The organism is Streptomyces sp. AHA2 (genome assembly GCF_036857595.1).
In the GTDB taxonomy this organism is placed as follows: Bacteria; Actinomycetota; Actinomycetes; order Streptomycetales; family Streptomycetaceae; genus Streptomyces.
In genome coordinates this window covers 85,567-106,103 of the sequence record NZ_JAUQWJ010000019.1, presented here as the reverse complement: position 1 = coordinate 106,103, position 20,537 = coordinate 85,567, and the positions used below count along the sequence as shown (strand labels likewise).

Sequence of the window (20,537 nt, the reverse complement as noted above, 5' to 3'; positions counted from 1 at the left end):
CTAACATTTCAGTCGTGGACGCCATCCGGCCCGTGCCCCGCACCCTGCTCAGGGACCGGGCGTACGAGGCGATCAGGGACGCCATCGTGGCCGGGGAGATCGCACCCGGGGCGGTGGTACGGGACGCCGATCTCGCCCAGCGGCTCGGGCTGTCCCGCGCACCGGTGCGCGACGCCTTCTCCCGGCTCGTCGACGAGGGGCTGCTGGAGAGCAAACCGCAGAGCTACACCCGGGTGACCCCGCTGGTGGCCGCCGACGTCCGGGACGCCGCGGCCGTCGTCGGGGCCATGCACGAACTCGCCACCCGGGCCGCCGTGCCCCGGCTGACCGCCGCCGACATCGCCGCGATGCGCGCCGCCAACGAGCGGTTCGCCGCGGCCGTGGACAGCGGGGACGTCGAGGCGGCCCTGCGCGCCGACGACGCACTGCACGACGTCCTCGTCCGCGCCGGCGGCAACCGCGCGGCCGCGGCGACCGCCGCCCGCTACACCCCGCTCATCCGCCGCCTGGAACGCCGGCGCTTCGGCGAGGGCGGCAGCTGCCGCTCGGCCGGGCTGCACGAGCGGCTCATCGACGCCTGCGAGGCCGGGGACGCCACCGGGGCGGTCCGTGTCACGGCGGAGATCTGGCGAGGGCTCGAAGAGCTCGCCGACTGACGGACCGGAACCCGACGGAGGACCCATGTCCCTTTCCTCGTACGCCCGTTACCCCCTGCTCTTCGGCCCCTCGCCCGTGCACCCGCTGGAACGGCTGACCGCCCACCTCGGCGGTGCCGCCTTGTGGGCCAAGCGTGAGGACTGCAACTCCGGCATCGCCTACGGCGGGAACAAGACCCGCAAGCTGGAGTACCTGGTCGCCGACGCGCTCGCCCGGGGCTGCGACACGCTCGTCTCGATCGGCGGCGTGCAGTCCAACCACACCCGCCAGGTCGCCGCCGTCGCCGCCCGGGCCGGCCTCGCGTGCGTGCTCGTGCAGGAGAGCTGGGTGGACTGGCCGGACGCGGTGTACGACAAGGTCGGCAACATCCTGATCAGCCGGCTCGCCGGGGCCGACGTACGGCTGGTGAGGGCCGGCTTCGGCATCGGCTTCAAGGAGAGCTGGGAACAGGCGCTGCGCGAGGTCGAGGAGTCCGGCGGGAAGCCCTACGCCATTCCGGCCGGCGCCTCGGACCATCCCCTCGGCGGACTCGGCTTCGCCGCCTGGGCGCACGAAGTGGCACAGCAGGAAAGGGAACTGGGCGTCTTCTTCGACACGGTCGTCGTGTGCTCGGTGACCGGATCCACCCAGGCCGGCATGGTCGCCGGCTTCGCCGCGCTGGAGGAGGCCGGGGGACGGCCCCGGCGCGTGCTCGGCATCGACGCCTCGGCCGCACCCGCCGCCACCCGCGCGCAGATCGCCCGGATCGCCCACAGCACGGGACAACTGATCGGCGTCGCCCGCGAGCTGACCGAGGCCGACGTCGAACTCGACGACCGCTACCACGCCGGCACCTACGGCGTCCCCGACGAGACCACGCTGGCCGCCATGCGTCTCGCCGCACGCACCGAGGGGATGGTCACCGACCCCGTCTACGAGGGCAAGTCCATGGCGGGCATGGTCGACCTGGTGCGGCGGGGCGAGATCGGCCCCGACGCGACGGTGCTCTACGCCCACCTCGGCGGGCAGCCGGCCCTGAACGCCTACAGCGCCCTGTTCTAGCGCGCCTTCCGGGAATCGGCCGGGCGGCGGGTGCGTTGTCGGCGGCGGGACCGACATCGCCGCGGACGCGGCGGTGAGCCGACGTCGCCGAGGAGGCGCCATGTCCGACGCACCAGTCGTCCGGGAGCTCCGCCTGGTCGTGACGGCGGACGACTACGACGCCGCCCTGCACTTCTACCGGGACGTCCTCGGCCTGCCCGAGCGGGGTGCGTTCGCCTCCGAGGACGGCCGGGTCACGATCCTGGAGGCCGGGCGGGCCACCCTGGAACTGACCGATCCGAACCACGCCGCGTTCATCGACGAGGTGGAGGTGGGGCGGCGCGTGGCCGGGCACATCCGCGTCGCCTTCCAGGTGGACGACTCGGCCGCCGTCACCGCGCGACTGGAGGCCGCCGGTGCCGAGGTCGTCGCCGAGCCGGTCCGCACCCCCTGGAACTCCCTCAACTCCCGGCTCGAAGCCCCGGGCGCCCTGCAACTGACGCTGTTCACCGAACTCGGCGACTGACCGGCCCGCCCGGCGCCGGACACGGGGTGCCGGACGTGCGGACCGGCGACCAGCGCGCGGGGCCGGGAGCCGGACGGCCGGGCGGTGCGCGGCGTCGGGCCACGATCCACGACGTCGCCCGTCTGGCCGGAGTGTCCCGCCAGACGGTCTCCCGCGCGGCAGACGACAGGGGTGCGGGGTGGGCCCCCGGCACCACCCCGCACCCCCGCCGCCACGGCCGGGACGTCCCGGACGGCCCGCCCGTCCGGCGGGCGGTTGCCGCTAGGGTGCCCGCAAGGGTTCCCGATCGGTCCGTGAGGAGGGCGCGTGGTGCAGGTCAGGCCCCTGCGGGCGGATGCCCGGCGCAACCGCGAGCGGCTGCTGGAAGTGGCCGTGGAGGCGTTCGCCGAGCACGGGGAGAACGCGTCCCTGGACGACATCGCCAAGCGGGCGGGCGTCGGCTCCGGGACGCTGTACCGGCACTTCCCCACCCGTCAGGCCCTGCTGGAGGCGGTCTACCTGGACCGGATCGAGGCGATCGCCGCCCGGGCCGACGCCCTCGCCGCCGCGCTGGCACCCGGCGAGGCCCTGGCGGAGTGGCTCCACGAGGTCGGCGCCGGGCTGATCCGGATGCGCGGGGTGCGGGCCCTGCTCGGCCCGGCCGTCACCGGCGCCGCGCCCGCGGTGGCCACGGCCTGCGGCGACTCGGTGCGCGACGCGGCGCGGCGGCTGGTCCGGGCCGCGCAGGACGAGGGCACCCTGCGGCGGGACGTGGCACCGGAAGACGTCCTGCGCCTGGCCCACGGTGTGGCGACGGCGTCGGAACTGGCGGACGGGGAGTGCGGTCACCTGCGGCGCTACCTGTCCCTCCTGACGGAGGGGCTGCGCCCGCGCGAGGGCTGACGGGGCGGTCGCGCCCGCCGGGCCCCGCCCGGACGCCCCTCGGGCGGTGCCCCGGACGCCCTTCGCGGAAGGACGTCCGGGAGGGGCCGCGGAGTGTCACAGGGCCTGGGCGGCCGGCTTCACCATCCCCCGCACCGTGCGGGACTTCACGAAGTCGCCCATCGCCGTCATGTCCCACTCGCCGGAGAACTGGCGGATCAGCTTGGCCATCATCACGCCGGTCTGGGCCTCGGCGCTGGTGAGGTCGAAGCGGACCAGTTCCTCGCCCGTGGAGGCGTCCAGCAGGCGGCAGTAGGCCTTGGCGACCTCCGTGAACTTCTGGCCGGAGAAGGAGTTCACCGTGAAGACCAGGCCGGTGACCTCCTGCGGCAGCCGGCCGAGGTCGACCGTGATGACCTCGTCGTCACCGCCGCCCTCACCGGTGAGGTTGTCGCCGGAGTGCCGGATCGCGCCGCCGACGATCTGCAGCTTGCCGAAGTAGCAGCTGTCGATGTGGTTGCGCTGCGGCCCGTAGGCGATCACCGAGGCGTCGAGGTCGATGTCCTTGCCGCGGTAGGCGGGCTCCCAGCCGAGGCCCATCTTGACCTGGGAGAGCAGGGGACGGCCGCCCTTGATCAGGGAGACGGTCTGGTTCTTCTGGAGGCTGACGCGGCCCTTGTCGAGGTTGATCTTCCCTGAGCCGGGGGCGGGCTGCGGGGGCGTCGCCGGGGCGGCCGGGGCGGCTGCGGGCGCGGTGACGGGCGGGGCCGGCGGCTGCACCGGGGCCGGCGGCTGCAACGGGGCCGCCTGCGGCGTCACCGGCTGGGCCGGGGCGGCCGCGGCCGGCTCCTCCACCGTCACACCGAAGTCCGTGGCGATGCCCGCCAGGCCGTTGGCGTAGCCCTGGCCGACCGCGCGGGCCTTCCACTGGCCGTTGCGCTGGTAGACCTCGACGATCACCAGGGCCGTCTCGCTGCCGAGCTGCGGAGGCGTGAAGGTGGCCAGGACCGAGCCGTCGTCGGCGTTGCGGATGGTGGCCGTCGGTTCGATGCCCTGGAAGGTCTGGCCCGCGGCGTCCGGGCTGGCCGTGACGACGATCTTCTCGATGCCCGGGGGGAGCGCGGCCGTGTCGACGATGATCGCGTCGGGGGCGGAGCCGCCGCCCGAGCGGTAGGTCACGCCCGGTCCCGAGGGCTGGTTGTAGAAGATGAAGTCGTCGTCGGAGCGCACCTTGCCGTCGGCGGTGAGCAGCAGGCCCGATACGTCGAGCCGCACCGGGGCGGCGACGTCCACCGTCACGCGGGCGGCGGACAGGGGGATGTTCGAGCCGGGGGTCATAGCTGTCATGCCGGGTGAACGAGCGAGGCGGTTTTGCCGTTCCCTTACCTTGTTGCCATTCGGGTCAGCGGCGGTTGCGCGGGTGGCCGCGGGGGTGTGTTCGTTGCCCCGCTTGTGGTTGCCCGTCCAGCGGGCCATGACGAGCCGGGGTCCGGGCCGACCTCGGCCAGGAACCGCAGGGCGGTGGCGGGGCGGCGGTGGTGGCTGACGCGGACGGTCCCGCCCGTGTGCCGCTCGCAGGCGGATCCGCGGGGTCGCGGCACCCGCGAGCGTACGGGGGCGGGGAGGGGCGGCCCACCGGCTTACGCCCCTCCCCGCCCGCGGCCGTGCGCCGCCCTACGGCACGACCACGATCTTGCGGCCGACCCCCGCCGCGAACTGCTCCAGCGCCTCGGGGTACCGCTCGAGCGGGATGCGGTCGCTGATGAAGACGTCCGGGTCGAGGACGCCGTTCGCGAAGAGCTCCGCCGCCCGCTCGAAGCTGTGCAGCACGGCCATGGAGCCGGTGATGGTGATCTCCTGGTTGTAGATGCGGTACGGGTCGATGGTCACGCGGGTCGCGTAGTCGGCGACGCCGAACTGCAGGAACGTACCGGCCTTGGCCACCCGGTCCAGGCCGTCCTGGATGGCGGCCGCGTTGCCGGTGGCGTCCACGACCAGGTCCCAGCCCTGCGGGCGGTCGAGTTCGTCCGGGTTCGCCGCCGAGGCCGACACGCCGAGGCGGCGGGCCGTCTCCAGCCGGGCCGGGTTCACGTCGACGACGTCCACGCTCGCCGCGCCGGTGCGCTTGGCCAGCTCCAGCATCATCAGGCCCATCGTGCCGGAGCCGTAGATCAGCACGTGCGCGCCGAGGCGGGACTGCAGCACGTCGTAGCCGCGCACCGCGCAGGACAGCGGCTCCACCAGGGCCGCGTCCTCGGTGCGGACGTGGTCGGGGAGCCTGACGCAGTTCGCCACCGGGGCGACGGCGTACTGCGCGGCCCCGCCGGCCGTCGTCACGCCGATCGCCGCCCAGCGTTCGCAGAGGTTGTTGTGGCCGGTGCGGCAGTAGCGGCACTCGTAGCAGTACAGGGACGGGTCGACGGCGACCCGGTCGCCGACCGCCACCTCCGTGACCTGGGTGCCGACGCCGACGACCTCGCCCGCGAACTCGTGCCCGGGCACGATGGGCAGCTTGGGGGCGAACTCGCCCTGGAGGATGTGCAGATCGGTGCCGCACAGGCCGCAGGCCGCGACCTCGACGACGACCTCGCGCGGCCCCGGCACCGGGTCCGGGACCTCGGTGACGACGGCCCGGCCCACGGACTCGATGACGGCGGCCTTCATTTCACGGCTCCCAACGACAGGCCCTGGACCAGCTTGTCCTGGGCGGCGAACCCCGCGGCGAGCACCGGCAGGGAGATGACGAGCGACGCGGCGCACACCTTCGCGAGGAACAGGCCCTGGCTGGTGATGAAGCCGGTCAGGAACACGGGGGCGGTCTCGGCGACCACGCCCGTCAGCACGCGGGCGAACAGCAGCTCGTTCCAGCTGAAGATGAAGCAGATCAGGGCGGTGGCCGCGATGCCCGGCAGGGCGATGGGGGCGACCACCCGGGCCAGGACGGTGGGCAGCCGGGCCCCGTCCACCCGGGCCGCCTCGATCACCGCGACCGGGATCTCGGCGAGGAACGACTGCATCATCCACACCGCGATCGGCAGGTTCATGGAGGTGTAGAGGACGACGAGCAGCCAGATGTTGTCGAGCATCCCGGCGTTCTTGGCGAACAGGTAGATCGGCAGCAGGCCCGCCACGACCGGCAGCATCTTGGTGGACAGGAAGAAGAACAGCACGTCCGTCCACTTGCGGACCCGGTTGATCGACAGGGCGTAGGCCGCCGGGAAGGCCAGCAGCAGCACCAGCAGCGTCGACGCGACGGACGCGACGGTGGAGTTGATCAGCGCCGGCCAGGGGCTCGCGCCGCCGCCCGCGCCGAAGAACTCGCGGTAGCCGTCCAGGGTCAGGGCGGCCGCGAAGGACGGCGGGTTGGTCGCCGCGTCCGTCTCCGAGTGGAAGGACGTCAGCGCCATCCACGCGACGGGCAGGAAGAACGCGATGCCGAGCAGCCAGGCCAGCAGGCCCAGGCCCGCACCCTTGCCACGGACGCGGCGGGCACGCGGGGCGATCGTGCTCATGCGCGGGACACCTCCTCGCGGAACAGGGACGACACCACGCGCAGGGCGAAGGTCGCGATGACGATCGAGCCGATGACGACCAGGACACCCGCGGCCGAGGCGAGGCCGTTCTCGTGGGCCTGGTAGAAGGTCTGGTAGACGGTGTAGGGGAGGTTGGCGGTGCCGAGGCCGCCGGACGTGATCGTGAAGACCGCGTCGAAGTTCTGCACGATGTAGATCGAGCCCAGCAGGGCGCCGAGTTCGAGGTAGCGGCGCAGATGCGGCAGCGTCAGGTGGACGAAGATCTGCCAGTCGCTCGCCCCGTCGACCCGGGCCGCCTCGATCTGCTCGTGGTCGCGGCTCTGCAGGCCGGCGAGCAGGATCAGCATCATGAACGGCGTCCACTGCCAGATGAGCGAGGCCTCGACGGCCAGCAGCGGGGTGTTCGAGATCCAGTCGGGCTGCGGCCCGCCCACGTAGTGCAACAGGCCGTTGAACAAGCCGTACTCGGGGTTGTAGAGCACGTGCTTCCAGAGCAGGGCGGCCGCGACCGGCACCACCAGGAAGGGCGCGATCAGCAGCGTCCGCACGACGCCCCGGCCGCGGAACCTGCGGTCCAGCAGCAGCGCCAGGACCAGGCCCAGCACCAGGCTGGCCAGCACCACCGCGACCGTCAGCAGGACCGTCGTCCACACCGAGCGGCGCAGGTCCGGGTCGGTGAGGACCTCCTGGTAGTTGTCGAGGCCGGCGAAGTGACGGGCGTCCGGGTAGAGGGAGTTCCAGTCGAAGAAGGAGATCACCAGCGTGGCCACGAAGGGCAGCTGGGTGACGGCGATCATGAAGACGAGGGCGGGGAGCAGCGGGGCGCGGGTGGCCCAGGCGCGCAGGCGGCCGGAGGGCCGGCGGGCCGGGGTGTGTGTCCCGGGAGCGGCCACGGGGGCCGTGGTGGTGGCGGTCATCGTCCCTCGTACTCCTCGGAGATCTTCTCGGCGAGCGCCTGGGACTTGCGCAGGGCCGACTCGACGGACTGGCGTCCGGCGATGGCCGCGCTGATCTCCTGGGAGACCTTGGTGCCCAGGTCGGTGAACTCGGGGATGCCGACGAACTGGATGCCGGGCGCGGGCCGCGGCTGCACTCCCGGATCGGTCGGCCGCGCCTGCTCGATGGCCTCCTTGGTCATCTCCTGGAAGGCGCCGGCCTCCTTGCGGTAGGCGGGGTTGGCGTACGTGGACGCCCGCTTGCCGGCCGGCACGTTCGACCAGCCGATCTTGTCGCCGACCAGCTGCTCGTACTCCTTGCCGGAGGCCCAGGAGACGAACTTCCAGGCGTTGTCCGGGTTGCGGGAGGCCTTCTGGATGCCCCAGGCCCAGGTGTACAGCCAGCCGGAGGACTCCGTCCTCTCCACGGGGGCGGGGGCGTAACCCACCTTGCCCTTGACGGGGGACCCGGCCGCCTCCAGGGAACCGGCCGCGGAGGTGGCGTCGTACCACATGGCGACCTTGCCCTGGGTCATGTTGTTGAGGCACTCGGCGAACCCGGCCTGGGCCGCGCCCGATTCGCCGTGCTCGCGCACCAGGCCGACGTAGAACTCGGTGGCCTTCTCGAAGGCGGGGGAGTCCAGGCGCGCCTTCCAGTCCTTGTCGAACCAGGTGCCGCCGAAGGTGTTCACGACGGTCGTCAGGGGTGCCATGACCTCGCCCCAGCCGGGCAGCCCCCGCAGGCAGATGCCCTTCATGCCGGGTTCGGCGCCGTCGGCCTTCGCGGCGAGATGCGCCACCTGCCGCCAGGTGGGGCGGGCCGGCATCGTCAGGCCCTTCTTCTCGAACACGTCCTTGCGGTACATCAGGAACGACGACTCGCCGTAGAAGGGCTGGCCGTAGAGCTTGCCGTCGTCGGCGGTGAGGGACTGGCGCATCGGCTTGAGCACGTCCTGCTCGTCGTAGGCCGGGTCCTTCGCCACGTAGCCGTTCATCTCGTGCAGCCAGCCGTTGCGGGCGTAGATCGGTATCTCGTAGTTGGACAGGGTGGCGACGTCGTACTGGCCGGCCTGGTTGGCGAAGTCCTGGCTGATCTTGTCGCGGACGTCGTTCTCGGGCAGGACGGTGAAGTTGACCTTGATGCCCGTCTCTTCGGTGAAGTGCTCGCGGGTCAGCTTCTGCAGTTCGACCATCTGCGGGTTGTTGACCATCAGGACGTTGATGGCGTCACCGCCGGATCCGGCCCCGCCCGCGCCGACCCAGCAGCCGGAGAGCAGCGGGGCGAGCAGCGTCCCTGCGGCGGCCAGGGCGAGCGGGGCTCGCGGTGGCCGTCGTCGGCTCTGGGTTCGCATGGATCGCTCCTGGATGTATGGGGACATGAGGGTGTGCTGGGGTGCGCCGGGGCGGGTGGCGCCCCGGCGGAAACGCGTGCGGTCGTCTCAGACGCGGATGACGTGCGGTCCGAGCAGGGAGTAGCGGTGGGCCTCGGAGGACGGCAGCAGGGTGCTCGTCACGATCGTCTCCAGCGCGCCGACCTCGGCGAACCGGCAGAAGCTGACCGCGCCGAACTTGGTGTGCACGCCGACGAAGACCGTCCGCCGGGCGGCCCGGATCGCCTGTGCCTTGACCTCGCTGACGGCCGGGTCCGGGGTGGTGAGGCCGTGCTCGCGGGAGATGCCGTTGGCGCCGATGTAGGCCAGGTCGACGACGAAGCCGGACAGCATCTTCGTCGTCCAGTGGTCGACGGTGGCGAGCGTCCCGGGACGCACCCGGCCGCCCAGCAGCAGCACGGACACGGTGTCCGTCCCGGCGAGGGCGCCCGCGACCGGCAGGGACGCGGTGACCACGGTCAGCGGCCGGTCCCTGGGCAGCGCCTCGGCGATGAGCTGCGGGGTGAAGCCCTCGTCGATGAAGACGGTCTCCGCGTCCCCGAGCAACTGGGCCGCGGCGGCCGCGATCCGGCGCTTCTCGGGGACGTGGCTGGTGGCCCGGAAGGCGAGTGTCGTCTCGAAGCCGGCGCTCTCCACCGGGTAGGCGCCGCCGTGGGTGCGGCGCAGCAGTCCGTGGTCCTCCAGGACGCGCAGGTCCCGGCGGACGGTCTCCTTGGCCACGCCCAGCTCGGTCGCGAGGGCGGTGACGTCGACCGCGCCGTCGCGCCGTGCGGCCAGCACGATCTCGCGCTGGCGCTCTTCCGCCGTCTTGTTCATGGCCGTCACGTGCCTTCCTGCCGCGCCCTGCCCGTTCGGGCCCGAGTGGGCCTCGGAGGAAGTTCTACAGCGGGTGGCGCTGCCCGGACCAGGTCTGTTGCGAGGGCGATCGTGCCCGGGTGTGCCCGTTCGGTCGCCGGTGCGCCCGGGCTGCGACAGGCGGAGCGGAGCCGTCCGGGGGCGCGTCGTGGCTGATCGGAGCCGGTCGGGCGGTCGAGGGGGTGATGCCCGATCGGATCATGACCGTGCCCGAATGACCGAACGGGCGGGCCCGCTTGCTGCCCGCCCGTCCCTGTGCGACGGCTCTTTCCGGTCAGTACGGCCAGATCGGCGGGTCGGTCACGAAGTGGCCGCCCAGGCAGGCGTGCGCCGGATCGTCCGGATCCAGCTCGCCCTGCTCGGCGATGAGCTTGTGCGCCCAGGGCTCGGAGTCGTCCTGCGGCTCGTAGCCGAGTGCGCGGGCGCTGCTCAGGTCCCACCACAGCCGGGTGTTGGCGGAGGAGCCGTGGACGACGGTGTGGCCGACGCCCCGCGCGGTCAGGGCCGCGTGGAAGAGACGGGCGCCGTCGGCGGGGCTCATCCACACCGAGAGCATCCGCACGCTGGTCGGCTCGGGGAAGCAGGAGCCGATGCGCACCGAGACCGTCTCCAGGCCGTGCTTGTCCCAGTAGAGCTGCGCGAGGTCCTCGCCGAAGCACTTGGACAGGCCGTAGAAGGTGTCCGGGCGGCGGGGGGTGTCGACGGGGATCAGGGGGTCGTCGCCCTGCGGGCGCGGGGTGTAGCCGACGGCGTGGTTGGAGGAGGCGAAGACGACCCGGCGGACGCCCTCCTCGCGGGCGGCCTCGTACAGGTGGTACGTGCCCTCGATGTTGGCCTTGAGGATCTTGTCGAAGGGGGCTTCCAGGGAGATGCCCGCGAGGTGGATGATCGCGTCGACGCCCCGGACGGCCTCGCGCAGGGCGTCCCGGTCGGCGAGGTCGGCGGTGATCGCGTCGGGCGCGCCTTCGACGGGGCGCATGTCCAGCAGCCGCAGGTCGTAGCCGTAGTCCGGGAGCAGGCCGCGCATCAGGGTGCCGAGGCCGCCGGCGGCGCCGGTGAGCAGGACGGTGCGGACAGCGGGCATCCTCGGGTCTCCTTGACTCGCCGGTCGTGCAGAAGAGCGCACGGCATTCATATGCGTGGACACGCTAAGGAGCCGGGGCCGAACGCGTCAAGGGGCTGGTGGAGGCGGTGAATCCGCTGGTGTGTCGCCGCTTTACGCGCTTGACCGGCCCCGCCGGGGCGCCTTAGCGTGGAGTTGTTCAGAAATATAGACGGCAATCATGAATATGGAACCGGGAGAGCTCGTGACGTCAGCCCCTCTCGCCGCTCGACTCGACATCCCCAGCGGACCGCTGTTCTTCCCGGTCACCGCCTTTGGGCCCGACGGCTCGGTGGACCTCGACACCTTCCGCACGCATGTCCGCCGCGGGGTGGAGGCCGGAGCCGCGGCCGTGTTCGCCTGCTGCGGCACCGGCGAGTTCCACGCGCTCACGCCCGAGGAGTTCGACGCGTGCGTACGGGCGGCGGTCGAGACCGCCGCGGGGCGGGTGCCCGTCGTCGCCGGCGCCGGCTACGGCACCGCGCTCGCCGTGCGCTACGCCCGCCTCGCGGAGGCGGCCGGGGCCGACGGGCTGCTCGCCATGCCGCCCTACCTCGTCACCGCCGGGCAGGAGGGGCTGCTGCGGCACTACCGGGAGCTGGCCGCCGCGACCTCCCTGCCGGTCGTCGTCTACCAGCGGGACAACGCCGTCTTCACCCCGGACACCGTCGTCGAACTCGCCCGCACGGACGGCGTCATCGGCCTGAAGGACGGACTGGGCGACCTCGACCTGATGCAGCGCGTCGTCAGCGCCGTGCGCACCGACGTTTCCGGCGACTTCCTGTACTTCAACGGCCTGCCGACCGCCGAGCAGACCCAGCTCGCCTACCGCGCCCTCGGCATCACGCTGTACTCCTCGGCCGTCTTCTGCTTCGCCCCCGAGATCGCCCTCGCCTTCCACCGCGCGCTGCGCGACGGCGACGACGACACGGTGCACACCCTGCTGGACGGCTTCTACCGGCCGTTCGTCGAACTGCGCGCCCGGGGCCGCGGTTACGCCGTCGCCCTCGTCAAGGCGGGCGTACGGCTGCGCGGCCCGGACGTGGGGGAGGTGCGGCCCCCGCTGCAGGAACCGGCCCCGGACCACGTCAAGCGGCTCGCCGAAGTGATCGACCGCGGTTACGCGCTGCTGGAGGGGGCCAAGTGAGGGCGTCGGCGTTCGTCTACCCCTGGGACGTCAACGGGGACCCGCAGGCACCCGGGCGGATCGCCGCGCTCGGCGTGGAGCAGGTGACGCTCGCCGCCGCCTACCACTCCACACGCGCCCTCACCCCGCGCCACCCCCGCCACCGCGTCGTCACCGCCGAGCACGCCGCCGTGCTGTACCCGGCCGGCGACCGCTGGGACGGGCGCGCGCTGCGCCCCCACGCGGCCGGGGACTGGGCGCCCGGGGACGCCTTCGGCGAGGCCGCCACCGCCCTCGCCGGGGCCGGTCTGCAGGTGCACACCTGGGTGGTGCTCGCCCACAACTCCCGCCTCGGCGCGGAGCACCCGGACACCTCGGTGGTCAACGCCTACGGCGACCGCTACCCCTGGGCCCCCTGCATCGCGCAGCCCGCCACGCGCGCGTACCTCGTCGACCTGGCGGCCGAGGCGGCCGTGCGGCCCGGGGCGCGCGGCACCGAGCTGGAGTCCCTCGGCTGGTACGGCTTCCAGCACCTGCACGCCCACGACAAGACCGGCGGCGTCGCACTCGGCGACGCCGGGCAGTACCTCATGGCGCTGTGCTTCTGCCCCTCCTGCCGGGACGGCTACGGACGGCACGGGGTGGGCGCCGCCGAACTGGCCGCCGCCGTACGGCAGGCGCTGGAGCCGGTGTGGCGGGGAGCGCCCTCCGGCGGCGGCTGGGCGGGCGTCGAGAAACTGCTCGGGGAGCGGCTCGCGCACACCACGCGCGCGTACCGCGACGAGACCGCCCGGACCCTGCAGCAGGACGCGGTCGCGGCGGTCCGGGCGGCGGCGCCCGGCGACTTCCAGGTGCTGCTGCACGCCGACCCCGTGTCCTACCACGTGGGCGCCAACGCCGGCGTCGATCCGGCGCACATCCTGTCCGTCGCGGACGGCGTGGTCGTGCCCTGCACCGGCGGCACCGGCCTCCTGGCGCCCTTCGCCGCGCACCGCCGCGAGGGAACCGTCGTCGCGGCCAACTTCACCGTCGTCTCCGGCATGGGCGGCAGCCCCGGCACCCTCGCCGCGGACGCCGCCGCGGCGCGCGGCCGGGGAGCCACCGAACTGCGGCTCTATCACGCCGGATTGGCGTCCGACGACGATCTGGAGGCGGTCCGCTCCGCCCTCGCCGGACGCTGAACCAGCGCCGCCGCCGTCACCAGCAGGACCGCGCCCAGGGCCACCAGCACCGGCCGGTGGCCCACCAGTTCCACCAGGACCGCTCCGGCGGCCAGCCCGGCCACGTTCGGCGCGTACACCAGGGTGTGGGCCGTGGCGGTGACCCGGCCCAGCAGCGGACCGGGCGTCTCGCGCTGCACCGCGGTCAGCGCGGCGATCAGCACGGCGGGCAGCCCCGCGCCGATCGCCGCGCTGCACACGAGCGCCACCGCGTCGGACGGCACCGCACGCAGGGCCACCACGACGGCCAGCAGGGCGATGCCGTACGCGGCGAAGCGCCGCCCGCCCCAGTGGCGCAGGGCCGGGCCGGAGAGCAGACCGACGGCCACCGACCCGGCGCCCTGCACGGCGTACAGCACGCCCGCGTAGGCGGGGGAGCGGTCCAGGTCGTCGACGACGGCGTAGATCACCGCCCCGTTCAGGCCCGCGCACAGCATGGTGGTGCCGCCCGCCAGGACCAGAGGGCGCAGAGTGGGGTGCGCCCACAGGTGGCGGACGCCTTCGGCCGTGCCGCGCCGGTGGCCGCCGCCCGCCGGGTCGGGCCGCTCCTCGCGCAGCCGCACCAGGGCGTACAGGCCCGCCGCCAGCAGGAACGTCGCCGCGTCCAGCAGGGCGACGCCCGCGCCGCCGTACGCCGTGTACAGGCCCGCACCCGCCAGCGGGGCCAGCAGCTTCATGGCCTCGGTGGCGGTCGTGCGCAGGCCGTTGAAGTCGCCCAGCAGGGACCGCGGGACGGCCGACGCGACCAGGGCCGACTCGGCGGCGTCGTGCACGACGCCCGCCGCGCCGTACACGAACAGCACGGCGTACAGCAGCCACAGGTCGCCCGGGGCGGCGACGCCCACCAGGGTGACCAGCAGGGCGCCCAGGAACACGTTGGTGCCGATCAGCAGCGGGGTGCGGCGGACCCGGTCGGCGACGGTGCCCAGCAGCGGACCGGCCAGGGTCGGCAGCCACATCGCGAGCATGCACAGGGCGGCCAGCCCGTCCGAGCCGGTGAGGTCCTTCACCCACACCCCGGAGGCCAGCCACAGTGCCGAGGTGCCGAAGCCGGACACCACCACGCCGGACAGGTACAGCCCCGCCGCGCGGTCGCGCAGCACGCGCGCCAGGGGCCAGGTCGTCAAGGTCGTCATGCCCGCTCATCGTGGTGCTGAGGCCCCGGACAGGGGATCGGGCACATTCCCTAGAAGCGGGGGCGGCGAGCGGGAGCGGGACGCCCGGCGATGAGTTCCGCGGCCGGTGGCGGTCTGCCCTTGCGACGACTCGTGAAGGAGCACCCCATGACCGACAGCGCCACGGGCACGACCGGCCCGGTCCTCGACCTCGGACCACAGACGGAGGTCTTGGCACGGCTCGCGGCCGGCGTCACCGACGAACAGCTCGCCGGTCCCACGCCCTGCCCCGACTACGCGGTGCGCCACCTGCTCGGTCACCTGCTGGGGCTGACCGTCGCCTTCCGTGACGCCGGCCGCAAGGACCTCGGCGTCACCACCGACACCAGCCCGGACTCCGCGCTCCCGGACATCACTCCCGGCTGGCGCGAGGAACTGCCCGAGGTCCTCGCCGAGCTGGCCGGCGCCTGGCGCGACCCGGCCGCCTGGACCGGCACGACCCGGGCCGGGGGCGTCGACCTGCCGGGAGAAGTCGCCGGCCTGGTGGCCACCGACGAACTGGTCGTCCACGGCTGGGACCTGGCCCGTGCGACCGGCCAGGACTACACCCCCGACCCGGCCGCGCTCCGGGTCTGCCACGACTTCCTCGCCGCGAGCGTGGACGACCCCACCCGCGACCAGATCTTCGGCCCCGTCGTCCCGGTCGCGCCCGAGGCGTCCCGGCTGGACCGTGCCGTGGGGCTGAGCGGGCGGGAACCGGGGTGGACACCCCGGGCGTAGAAAGCGATTGCTCCTTCTTGCGTCAGAAGCATTGACGAAACAATCGCGCCCTCCTACGGTCATCGCGTCGTACTTCGTACGTCATATATGAGACGCGATACGCGAGATCCGATACGCGATCCGTCGGGACCGCGACATCCGAGAGGCGCGCATGACCTCTGTGCCCACGCCGATCCCCTCCCGCACGCAGTACGTGCTGGAGGGGATCAAACACCGCATCCTCACCGGGCGGCTGACGCCGGGACAGGCACTCGTCGAGACCGAGCTCGCCGCGCAGTTCGGGGTGTCCAAGACACCCGTGCGCGAGGCGCTGAAGACCCTGGCCGGCACCGGACTGGTCGTCATGAGCCAGTACAAGGGCGTCACGGTGCGCATGGTGGACGCGGACATGGCGCGCGAGGTCTACGACGTCCGGCTGCTGCTGGAGCCCGAGGCGCTGAGGCGGGCCGTGCAGCGCGGGGCCCGCCTGGACGCCGCCCGGGACGCGCTGGCCCGTGCCGACGTCGCCACCGACACCGCCGAACGCTCCCTGGCCAACCGGGAGTTCCACCGCGCCCTGTACCTGCCCTGCGGCAACCCGCTGCTCGGCCGGATGCTCGACGAGGTCCGCGACCAGGCCGCCCTGGTCTCCGCCGTCGCCTGGGCCGCCTCGCCCTCCTGGGAACGGGAGGCCGGCGAGCACCGGGAGATCCTCCGGCTCGCCCTCGACGGCGACGCCGACGGCGCGGCGCGTGCCCTGCACGCCCACATCGCGTCCTTCGTGCAGCGCGCCTTCCCGGAGGCGGCCCTGGAACAGGAAGGCCAGGAATGAGCAGCGTGGCGTTCGAGACCCAGCGGGCCGCCCTGGCCGACGTGGTGGCCATTCCGGTGACCCCCTTCGCCGAGGACGGCTCCGTCGACCGGGACACCCACCGGGCCCTGCTGCGCCGTCTGCTCGACGGCGGCATCACCACCCTCACGCCCAACGGCAACACCGGCGAGTTCTACGCCCTGACCCCCGAGGAGCGCCGCCTGGTCACGGAGCTGACCGTCGAGGAGGCGGGGGAGCGGGCCGCCGTCCTGGTCGGCGTCGGCCACGACGTCCCCACCGCTGTCGCCTCCGCCCGGCACGCCCGCGAGCTCGGCGCGCAGATGGTGATGGTCCACCAGCCCGTCCACCCCTACGTCTCCCAGGCCGGCTGGGTCGACTACCACCGGGCCGTCGCCGAGGCCGTGCCCGAACTGGGTGTCGTCCCCTACATCCGCAACGCCCAGCTCGCCGGCGCCCGTCTCGCCGAACTCGCCGACACCTGCCCGAACGTCATCGGCGTGAAGTACGCGGTGCCGGACGCCGCCGGCTTCGCCGCCTTCGCCCGGGACGCGGGCCTGGAGCGGTTCGTGTGGGTCGCCGGACTCGCCGAGCCCTACGCCCCCTCCTACTTCTCCGCGGGCGCCACCGGCTTCACCTCCGGACTGGTGAACGTCGCCCCGGCCGTCTCCCTCAACATGATCGAGGCGCTGCGCTCCGGCGACTACCCGGCCGCCATGAAGGTCTGGGAGCAGATCCGCCGCTTCGAGGAACTGCGCGCCGCCAACGGCTCCGCCGACAACGTCACGGTCGTCAAGGAGGCCCTGGCCTCCCTCGGGCTGTGCCGTCGCGAGGTACGCCCGCCGAGCAAGCCGCTGGCACAGGACGCCCGTGCCGAGGTCGCCGCGATCGCCGCGGGGTGGTCCATATGACCGGCCGCCTGTCCCCCGAGGACCTCAGAAGCCACCAGTGGTACGGCACCCCGGGCCAGTTGCGCACCTGGTCGCACAACGCCCGGATGCGTCAGCTCGGTTACGAGGCGGAGGAGTACCAGGGCCGCCCGGTGATCGCCGTGCTCAACACCTGGTCCGACATCAACCCCTGCCACGTCCACCTGCGCGAGCGGGCCGGGGCGGTCAAGCGGGGAGTGTGGCAGGCGGGCGGCTTCCCGCTGGAGTTCCCGGTCTCCACGCTCTCCGAGACCTACCAGAAGCCCACCCCGATGCTGTACCGCAACCTGCTCGCGATGGAGACGGAGGAGCTGCTGCGCTCGTACCCCGTCGACGCGGCGGTGCTGCTCGGCGGGTGCGACAAGTCGACCCCCGCGCTGCTCATGGGCGCGGCCTCGGCCGACGTCCCGGCGCTGTTCGTGCCCGCGGGACCGATGCTGCCGGGCCACTGGCGCGGTGAGACCCTCGGGTCCGGCACCGACATGTGGAAGTACTGGGACGAGCACCGCGCGGGCAACCTGACCGACTGTGAACTGCGGGAGCTGCAGGGCGGGCTGGCACGCTCCCCCGGGCACTGCATGACCATGGGGACCGCCTCCACGATGACCGCGGCGGCCGAAGCCCTCGGCATGACACTGCCGGGCGCCTCGTCGATCCCGGCCGTGGACTCCGGGCACGAGCGGATGGCCGCCGCCTCCGGCCGCCGTGCCGTGGAACTGGCCTGGACCGCGCTCACCCCGTCCCGGATCCTCACCCGCGAGGCGTTCGAGGACGCCGTCACCACGGTGCTGGGGCTCGGCGGCTCCACCAACGCCGTCATCCACCTCATCGCCATGGCGGGCCGCGCCGGCGTCCGGCTCACCCTCGACGACTTCGACCGCATCGCCCGCACCGTGCCGGTGCTCGCCAACGTCCGGCCCGGCGGACGGACGTACCTCATGGAGGACTTCCACTTCGCCGGGGGGCTGCCCGCCTTCCTCTCCCGCATCACCGACCTGCTGCACCTGGACCGGCCCACCGTCAACGGCACCCTGCGCGAGCAGATCGCGGGGGCCGTCGTCCACGACGACGACGTCATCAGGCCCCGCGACACCCCGGTCGCCGCCGAGGGCGGAGTCGCCGTGCTGCGCGGCAACCTCTGCCCGGACGGCGCCGTCATCAAGCACATCGCCGCCGAGCCCCACCTGCTCAAGCACACCGGTCCCGCCGTCGTCTTCGACGACTACCGGACCATGCAGCGCACCATCGACGACCCCGGGCTGGACATCACCGCCGACAGCGTGCTCGTGCTGCGGGGCGCCGGCCCCAAGGGCGGCCCGGGCATGCCCGAGTACGGGATGCTGCCGCTGCCGGGCCACCTGCTCAAGCAGGGCGTACGGGACATGGTCCGCATCTCCGACGCCCGCATGAGCGGCACCAGTTACGGCGCCTGCGTGCTGCACGTGGCGCCCGAGTCGCACGTCGGCGGACCGCTCGCCCTCGTGCGCACCGGCGACCCGATCACCCTCGACGTCGAGGCGCGCACCCTCCACCTCCACGTGGACGACGAGGAACTCCAGCGGCGCAGGGCGGACTGGACTCCGCCGCCCACCCGGTACGAGCGCGGCTACGGCGCCCTCTACGACGAGCAGATCACGCAGGCCGACACCGGCTGCGACTTCGAGTTCCTCGCCCGCCCGGGCCGGGTCGCGGACCCGTACGCGGGCTGAACGGCCGCACGGCCCACGCACCTCGGCACGACCCCGCTTCCGCAGAAAGCGCTTGCTACGCACGCCCCGACGCACGACGCACAGACGTACCGAGAACGGAGAACAGTCATGGCCCAAGCCGCAGCCGTGGCGAAACCGCCCGCGCCACCCCGGCGGCGCCGTGCCTCCGCCACCCCGCGCAGGCTCCCGTACCTGCTGATCGCACCGGCCGCCCTGCTCATGCTGGGCTTCATCGCCTACCCGGTCATCAGCGTCTTCTACTACAGCCTGCAGAACTACAACCCCACCAAGCCCTGGCGGAACGGCTTCGCGGGCTTCGACAACTTCGTCCACGCGTTCACCGAGGACCCCGTCTTCTGGGACACCCTCGTCTTCAGCGCCAAGTGGGTCTTCGTCGAGGTCGGGCTCCAGCTGCTGTTCGGTCTCGCGCTGGCCCTCATCGTCAACCAGACCTTCGTGGGCCGGGGCCTGGGGCGCGCCCTGGTGTTCTCCCCGTGGGCCGTGTCCGGCGTGCTGACCTCGGCGATCTGGGTGCTGCTTTACAACTCCCAGACGGGCATCACCCGTTACCTCGCCGACCTGGGCATCGGCTCCTACGGCACCAGCTGGCTGTCGGACACCTCCACCGTGTTCCCGGCGGCGGTCGTGGCCGACCTGTGGCGGGGCGTGCCGTTCTTCGCGATCCTCATCCTCGCCGACCTGCAGTCCGTCTCCAAGGACCTCTACGAGGCCGCCGAGGTCGACGGGGCCAGCCGGCTGAAGCAGTTCTGGCACATCACGCTGCCGCACCTGAAGGACGCGATCATCCTGTCGACGCTGCTGCGCGCGGTGTGGGAGTTCAACAACGTCGACCTGCTCTACACCCTGACCGGCGGCGGACCCGCGGGCGAGACCACCACGCTGCCGCTGTACATCGCCAACACCTCCGTCGACGCCCACAACTTCGGCTACGCGTCGGCCCTGACCACGGTGGCGTTCGTGATCCTGCTCTTCTGCTCGATGGTCTACCTGCGGCTGAGCAAGTTCGGAGGCGAGAACAAGTGAGCGTGAAGGAAGCCACCAGGACGGCGCCCGCCCCCGTGCGCGCCACCCCCGGCCCGTCGCGGCCCGTGAAGAACAACCGCGCCTGGGACGAGGCGCCCCGCTGGCAGATCTACCTGCCCCTGGGCATCTACCTGCTGTTCACCCTCGTCCCCTTCTACTGGATCCTGCTGTTCTCGCTGCGCCCGGCGGGCTCGACCTCGCTCGTGCCCTGGCCGGTCACCTTCGAGCACTTCGAGAAGGTGTGGACCGACCGCAGCTTCGGCACCTACTTCGCCAACAGCGTCCTCGTCGGTGTGGTCACCCTGGTCATGACGACCCTGGTCGCGCTGGCCGGCGGCTACGCCCTGGCCCGGTTCGACTTCAGGATCAAGCGCGGGTTCATGCTGGCCCTGCTGTGCTCGCAGTTCGTACCCGGCGCGCTGCTGCTGGTGCCGCTGTTCGAGATCTTCGCGGAACTCCGGATGATCAACTCGCTCGGCAGTGTCATCCTCGCCGAGACGGTCTTCCAGCTGCCGCTGTCGATCATCCTGATCAGCAACTTCATCAAGAACGTGCCGTACTCCCTGGAGGAGGCGGCCTGGGTGGACGGCTGCAACCGCATGACGGCCTTCCGGATCGTGGTGCTGCCGCTGCTGCGACCCGGCCTGATCGCCGTCGGCTCCTTCGCCTTCGTCCACTCCTGGAACCACTTCCTGTTCGCCCTGATGTTCCTCAACAACCAGGACAAGCAGACGATCCCGGTCGGTCTCAACTCCCTGATGAGCGCCGACAGCGTCGACCTGGGCGCGCTCGCCGCGGGCGGCATCATCGCGGCCGTGCCGGTCGTGATCGTGTTCGCCTTCATCCAGAAGTGGCTCATCACCGGGTTCAGCGCCGGGGCGGTGAAGGGATGAGGACGCCGTACGCCCGCCGGACGAGCGCCCCGT

General features: G+C 72.7%; 20 protein-coding genes and 1 pseudogene. 13 read left to right on the top strand and 8 right to left on the bottom strand.

Annotated elements, in window-relative coordinates; genetic code table 11:
* Window positions 1-14: 14 nt before the first annotated feature.
* The 5 genes and pseudogenes from Q5694_RS28490 to Q5694_RS28475 all read left to right on the top strand — a co-directional run bounded on the left by Q5694_RS28490 (window position 15) and on the right by Q5694_RS28475 (window position 3,085).
* Window positions 15-656, top strand: a complete 642-nt coding sequence (locus Q5694_RS28490) for a GntR family transcriptional regulator (protein ID WP_333936289.1) — start codon at window positions 15-17, stop codon at window positions 654-656.
* A gap of 25 nt (window positions 657-681) precedes the next feature.
* A complete protein-coding gene (locus Q5694_RS28485; protein ID WP_333936288.1) occupies window positions 682-1,698 on the top strand; it encodes a 1-aminocyclopropane-1-carboxylate deaminase in 1,017 nt (338 codons plus the stop codon).
* Between the two features lie 100 nt (window positions 1,699-1,798).
* Window positions 1,799-2,203: a VOC family protein gene (locus tag Q5694_RS28480; RefSeq protein WP_333936287.1), complete on the top strand. Its 405-nt coding sequence runs from the start codon at window positions 1,799-1,801 to the stop codon at window positions 2,201-2,203.
* A 26-nt stretch (window positions 2,204-2,229) separates the two neighbouring features.
* Window positions 2,230-2,361, top strand: a pseudogene (locus tag Q5694_RS34910) (LacI family DNA-binding transcriptional regulator); the annotation flags it as partial.
* A 148-nt stretch (window positions 2,362-2,509) separates the two neighbouring features.
* Entirely contained in the window at window positions 2,510-3,085 is a 576-nt protein-coding gene (locus tag Q5694_RS28475; RefSeq protein WP_333936286.1) for a TetR/AcrR family transcriptional regulator, read from the top strand.
* Between the two features lie 96 nt (window positions 3,086-3,181).
* Here Q5694_RS28475 and Q5694_RS28470 read toward each other — a convergent pair whose 3' ends face one another.
* The 7 genes from Q5694_RS28470 to Q5694_RS28440 form a co-directional block, all read right to left on the bottom strand.
* On the bottom strand, window positions 3,182-4,402 hold the full coding sequence (locus Q5694_RS28470; protein ID WP_333936320.1) for a TerD family protein: 1,221 nt from the start codon (window positions 4,400-4,402) through the stop codon (window positions 3,182-3,184).
* Between the two features lie 336 nt (window positions 4,403-4,738).
* Window positions 4,739-5,728, bottom strand: a complete 990-nt coding sequence (locus Q5694_RS28465; protein ID WP_333936285.1) for a zinc-dependent alcohol dehydrogenase family protein — start codon at window positions 5,726-5,728, stop codon at window positions 4,739-4,741.
* Window positions 5,725-6,576: a carbohydrate ABC transporter permease gene (locus Q5694_RS28460; RefSeq protein ID WP_333936284.1), complete on the bottom strand. Its 852-nt coding sequence runs from the start codon at window positions 6,574-6,576 to the stop codon at window positions 5,725-5,727. The genes Q5694_RS28465 and Q5694_RS28460 overlap by 4 nt, the downstream gene beginning before the upstream one ends.
* The gene (locus tag Q5694_RS28455; protein WP_333936283.1) at window positions 6,573-7,514 is read right to left on the bottom strand and encodes a carbohydrate ABC transporter permease; all 942 of its coding nucleotides are present in this window, start codon (window positions 7,512-7,514) and stop codon (window positions 6,573-6,575) included. The genes Q5694_RS28460 and Q5694_RS28455 overlap by 4 nt, the downstream gene beginning before the upstream one ends.
* Window positions 7,511-8,884, bottom strand: a complete 1,374-nt coding sequence (locus Q5694_RS28450; RefSeq protein WP_333936282.1) for an ABC transporter substrate-binding protein — start codon at window positions 8,882-8,884, stop codon at window positions 7,511-7,513. The genes Q5694_RS28455 and Q5694_RS28450 overlap by 4 nt, the downstream gene beginning before the upstream one ends.
* Window positions 8,885-8,971: 87 nt before the next feature.
* Window positions 8,972-9,739, bottom strand: a complete 768-nt coding sequence (locus Q5694_RS28445) for a DeoR/GlpR family DNA-binding transcription regulator (protein ID WP_333936319.1) — start codon at window positions 9,737-9,739, stop codon at window positions 8,972-8,974.
* A gap of 313 nt (window positions 9,740-10,052) precedes the next feature.
* Window positions 10,053-10,862, bottom strand: coding sequence for an NAD-dependent epimerase/dehydratase family protein (locus tag Q5694_RS28440; protein WP_333936281.1), 810 nt, complete (start codon window positions 10,860-10,862; stop codon window positions 10,053-10,055).
* A gap of 223 nt (window positions 10,863-11,085) precedes the next feature.
* Between Q5694_RS28440 and Q5694_RS28435 the strand changes: the two genes are divergently transcribed.
* Window positions 11,086-12,027 carry a 5-dehydro-4-deoxyglucarate dehydratase gene (locus Q5694_RS28435; RefSeq protein WP_333936279.1) on the top strand — a complete coding sequence of 314 codons (942 nt, stop codon included), beginning with the start codon at window positions 11,086-11,088 and terminating at the stop codon, window positions 12,025-12,027.
* Window positions 12,024-13,187, top strand: coding sequence for a hypothetical protein (locus Q5694_RS28430; RefSeq protein ID WP_333936278.1), 1,164 nt, complete (start codon window positions 12,024-12,026; stop codon window positions 13,185-13,187). Before Q5694_RS28435 ends, Q5694_RS28430 begins: the two co-directional genes overlap by 4 nt.
* Here the strand turns inward: Q5694_RS28430 and Q5694_RS28425 are convergent.
* Window positions 13,124-14,362: an MFS transporter gene (locus Q5694_RS28425; protein ID WP_333936277.1), complete on the bottom strand. Its 1,239-nt coding sequence runs from the start codon at window positions 14,360-14,362 to the stop codon at window positions 13,124-13,126. The genes Q5694_RS28430 and Q5694_RS28425 overlap by 64 nt on opposite strands.
* 147 nt (window positions 14,363-14,509) lie before the next feature.
* Here Q5694_RS28425 and Q5694_RS28420 point away from each other — a divergent pair, with 147 nt between their 5' ends.
* From Q5694_RS28420 to Q5694_RS28395, 6 genes are all read left to right on the top strand, one after another.
* Entirely contained in the window at window positions 14,510-15,121 is a 612-nt protein-coding gene (locus Q5694_RS28420; protein ID WP_333936276.1) for a TIGR03086 family metal-binding protein, read from the top strand.
* A 151-nt stretch (window positions 15,122-15,272) separates the two neighbouring features.
* Window positions 15,273-15,932, top strand: coding sequence for a GntR family transcriptional regulator (locus tag Q5694_RS28415; RefSeq protein WP_333936275.1), 660 nt, complete (start codon window positions 15,273-15,275; stop codon window positions 15,930-15,932).
* Complete coding sequence (locus Q5694_RS28410; protein WP_333936274.1) at window positions 15,929-16,840, top strand: dihydrodipicolinate synthase family protein; 912 nt, start codon at window positions 15,929-15,931, stop codon at window positions 16,838-16,840. Before Q5694_RS28415 ends, Q5694_RS28410 begins: the two co-directional genes overlap by 4 nt.
* Window positions 16,837-18,567: an L-arabinonate dehydratase gene (araD, locus tag Q5694_RS28405; RefSeq protein WP_333936273.1), complete on the top strand. Its 1,731-nt coding sequence runs from the start codon at window positions 16,837-16,839 to the stop codon at window positions 18,565-18,567. The genes Q5694_RS28410 and araD overlap by 4 nt, the downstream gene beginning before the upstream one ends.
* A gap of 108 nt (window positions 18,568-18,675) precedes the next feature.
* A complete protein-coding gene (locus tag Q5694_RS28400) occupies window positions 18,676-19,611 on the top strand; it encodes a carbohydrate ABC transporter permease (protein WP_333936272.1) in 936 nt (311 codons plus the stop codon).
* Window positions 19,608-20,504 carry a carbohydrate ABC transporter permease gene (locus tag Q5694_RS28395; RefSeq protein ID WP_443040956.1) on the top strand — a complete coding sequence of 299 codons (897 nt, stop codon included), beginning with the start codon at window positions 19,608-19,610 and terminating at the stop codon, window positions 20,502-20,504. The genes Q5694_RS28400 and Q5694_RS28395 overlap by 4 nt, the downstream gene beginning before the upstream one ends.
* The last annotated feature ends 33 nt before the right edge of the window (window positions 20,505-20,537 follow it).

Coding starts and splice junctions, on each gene's coding strand:
- Q5694_RS28485 (WP_333936288.1), top strand. CDS start 682: ATGTCCCTTTCCTCGTACGCCCGTTACCCCCTGCTCTTCGGCCCCTCG.
- Q5694_RS28480 (WP_333936287.1), top strand. CDS start 1,799: ATGTCCGACGCACCAGTCGTCCGGGAGCTCCGCCTGGTCGTGACGGCG.
- Q5694_RS28470 (WP_333936320.1), bottom strand. CDS start 4,402: ATGACCCCCGGCTCGAACATCCCCCTGTCCGCCGCCCGCGTGACGGTG.
- Q5694_RS28465 (WP_333936285.1), bottom strand. CDS start 5,728: ATGAAGGCCGCCGTCATCGAGTCCGTGGGCCGGGCCGTCGTCACCGAG.
- Q5694_RS28460 (WP_333936284.1), bottom strand. CDS start 6,576: ATGAGCACGATCGCCCCGCGTGCCCGCCGCGTCCGTGGCAAGGGTGCG.
- Q5694_RS28455 (WP_333936283.1), bottom strand. CDS start 7,514: ATGACCGCCACCACCACGGCCCCCGTGGCCGCTCCCGGGACACACACC.
- Q5694_RS28450 (WP_333936282.1), bottom strand. CDS start 8,884: ATGCGAACCCAGAGCCGACGACGGCCACCGCGAGCCCCGCTCGCCCTG.
- Q5694_RS28445 (WP_333936319.1), bottom strand. CDS start 9,739: ATGAACAAGACGGCGGAAGAGCGCCAGCGCGAGATCGTGCTGGCCGCA.
- Q5694_RS28440 (WP_333936281.1), bottom strand. CDS start 10,862: ATGCCCGCTGTCCGCACCGTCCTGCTCACCGGCGCCGCCGGCGGCCTC.
- Q5694_RS28425 (WP_333936277.1), bottom strand. CDS start 14,362: ATGACGACCTTGACGACCTGGCCCCTGGCGCGCGTGCTGCGCGACCGC.
- Q5694_RS28420 (WP_333936276.1), top strand. CDS start 14,510: ATGACCGACAGCGCCACGGGCACGACCGGCCCGGTCCTCGACCTCGGA.
- Q5694_RS28415 (WP_333936275.1), top strand. CDS start 15,273: ATGACCTCTGTGCCCACGCCGATCCCCTCCCGCACGCAGTACGTGCTG.
- Q5694_RS28410 (WP_333936274.1), top strand. CDS start 15,929: ATGAGCAGCGTGGCGTTCGAGACCCAGCGGGCCGCCCTGGCCGACGTG.
- araD (WP_333936273.1), top strand. CDS start 16,837: ATGACCGGCCGCCTGTCCCCCGAGGACCTCAGAAGCCACCAGTGGTAC.
- Q5694_RS28400 (WP_333936272.1), top strand. CDS start 18,676: ATGGCCCAAGCCGCAGCCGTGGCGAAACCGCCCGCGCCACCCCGGCGG.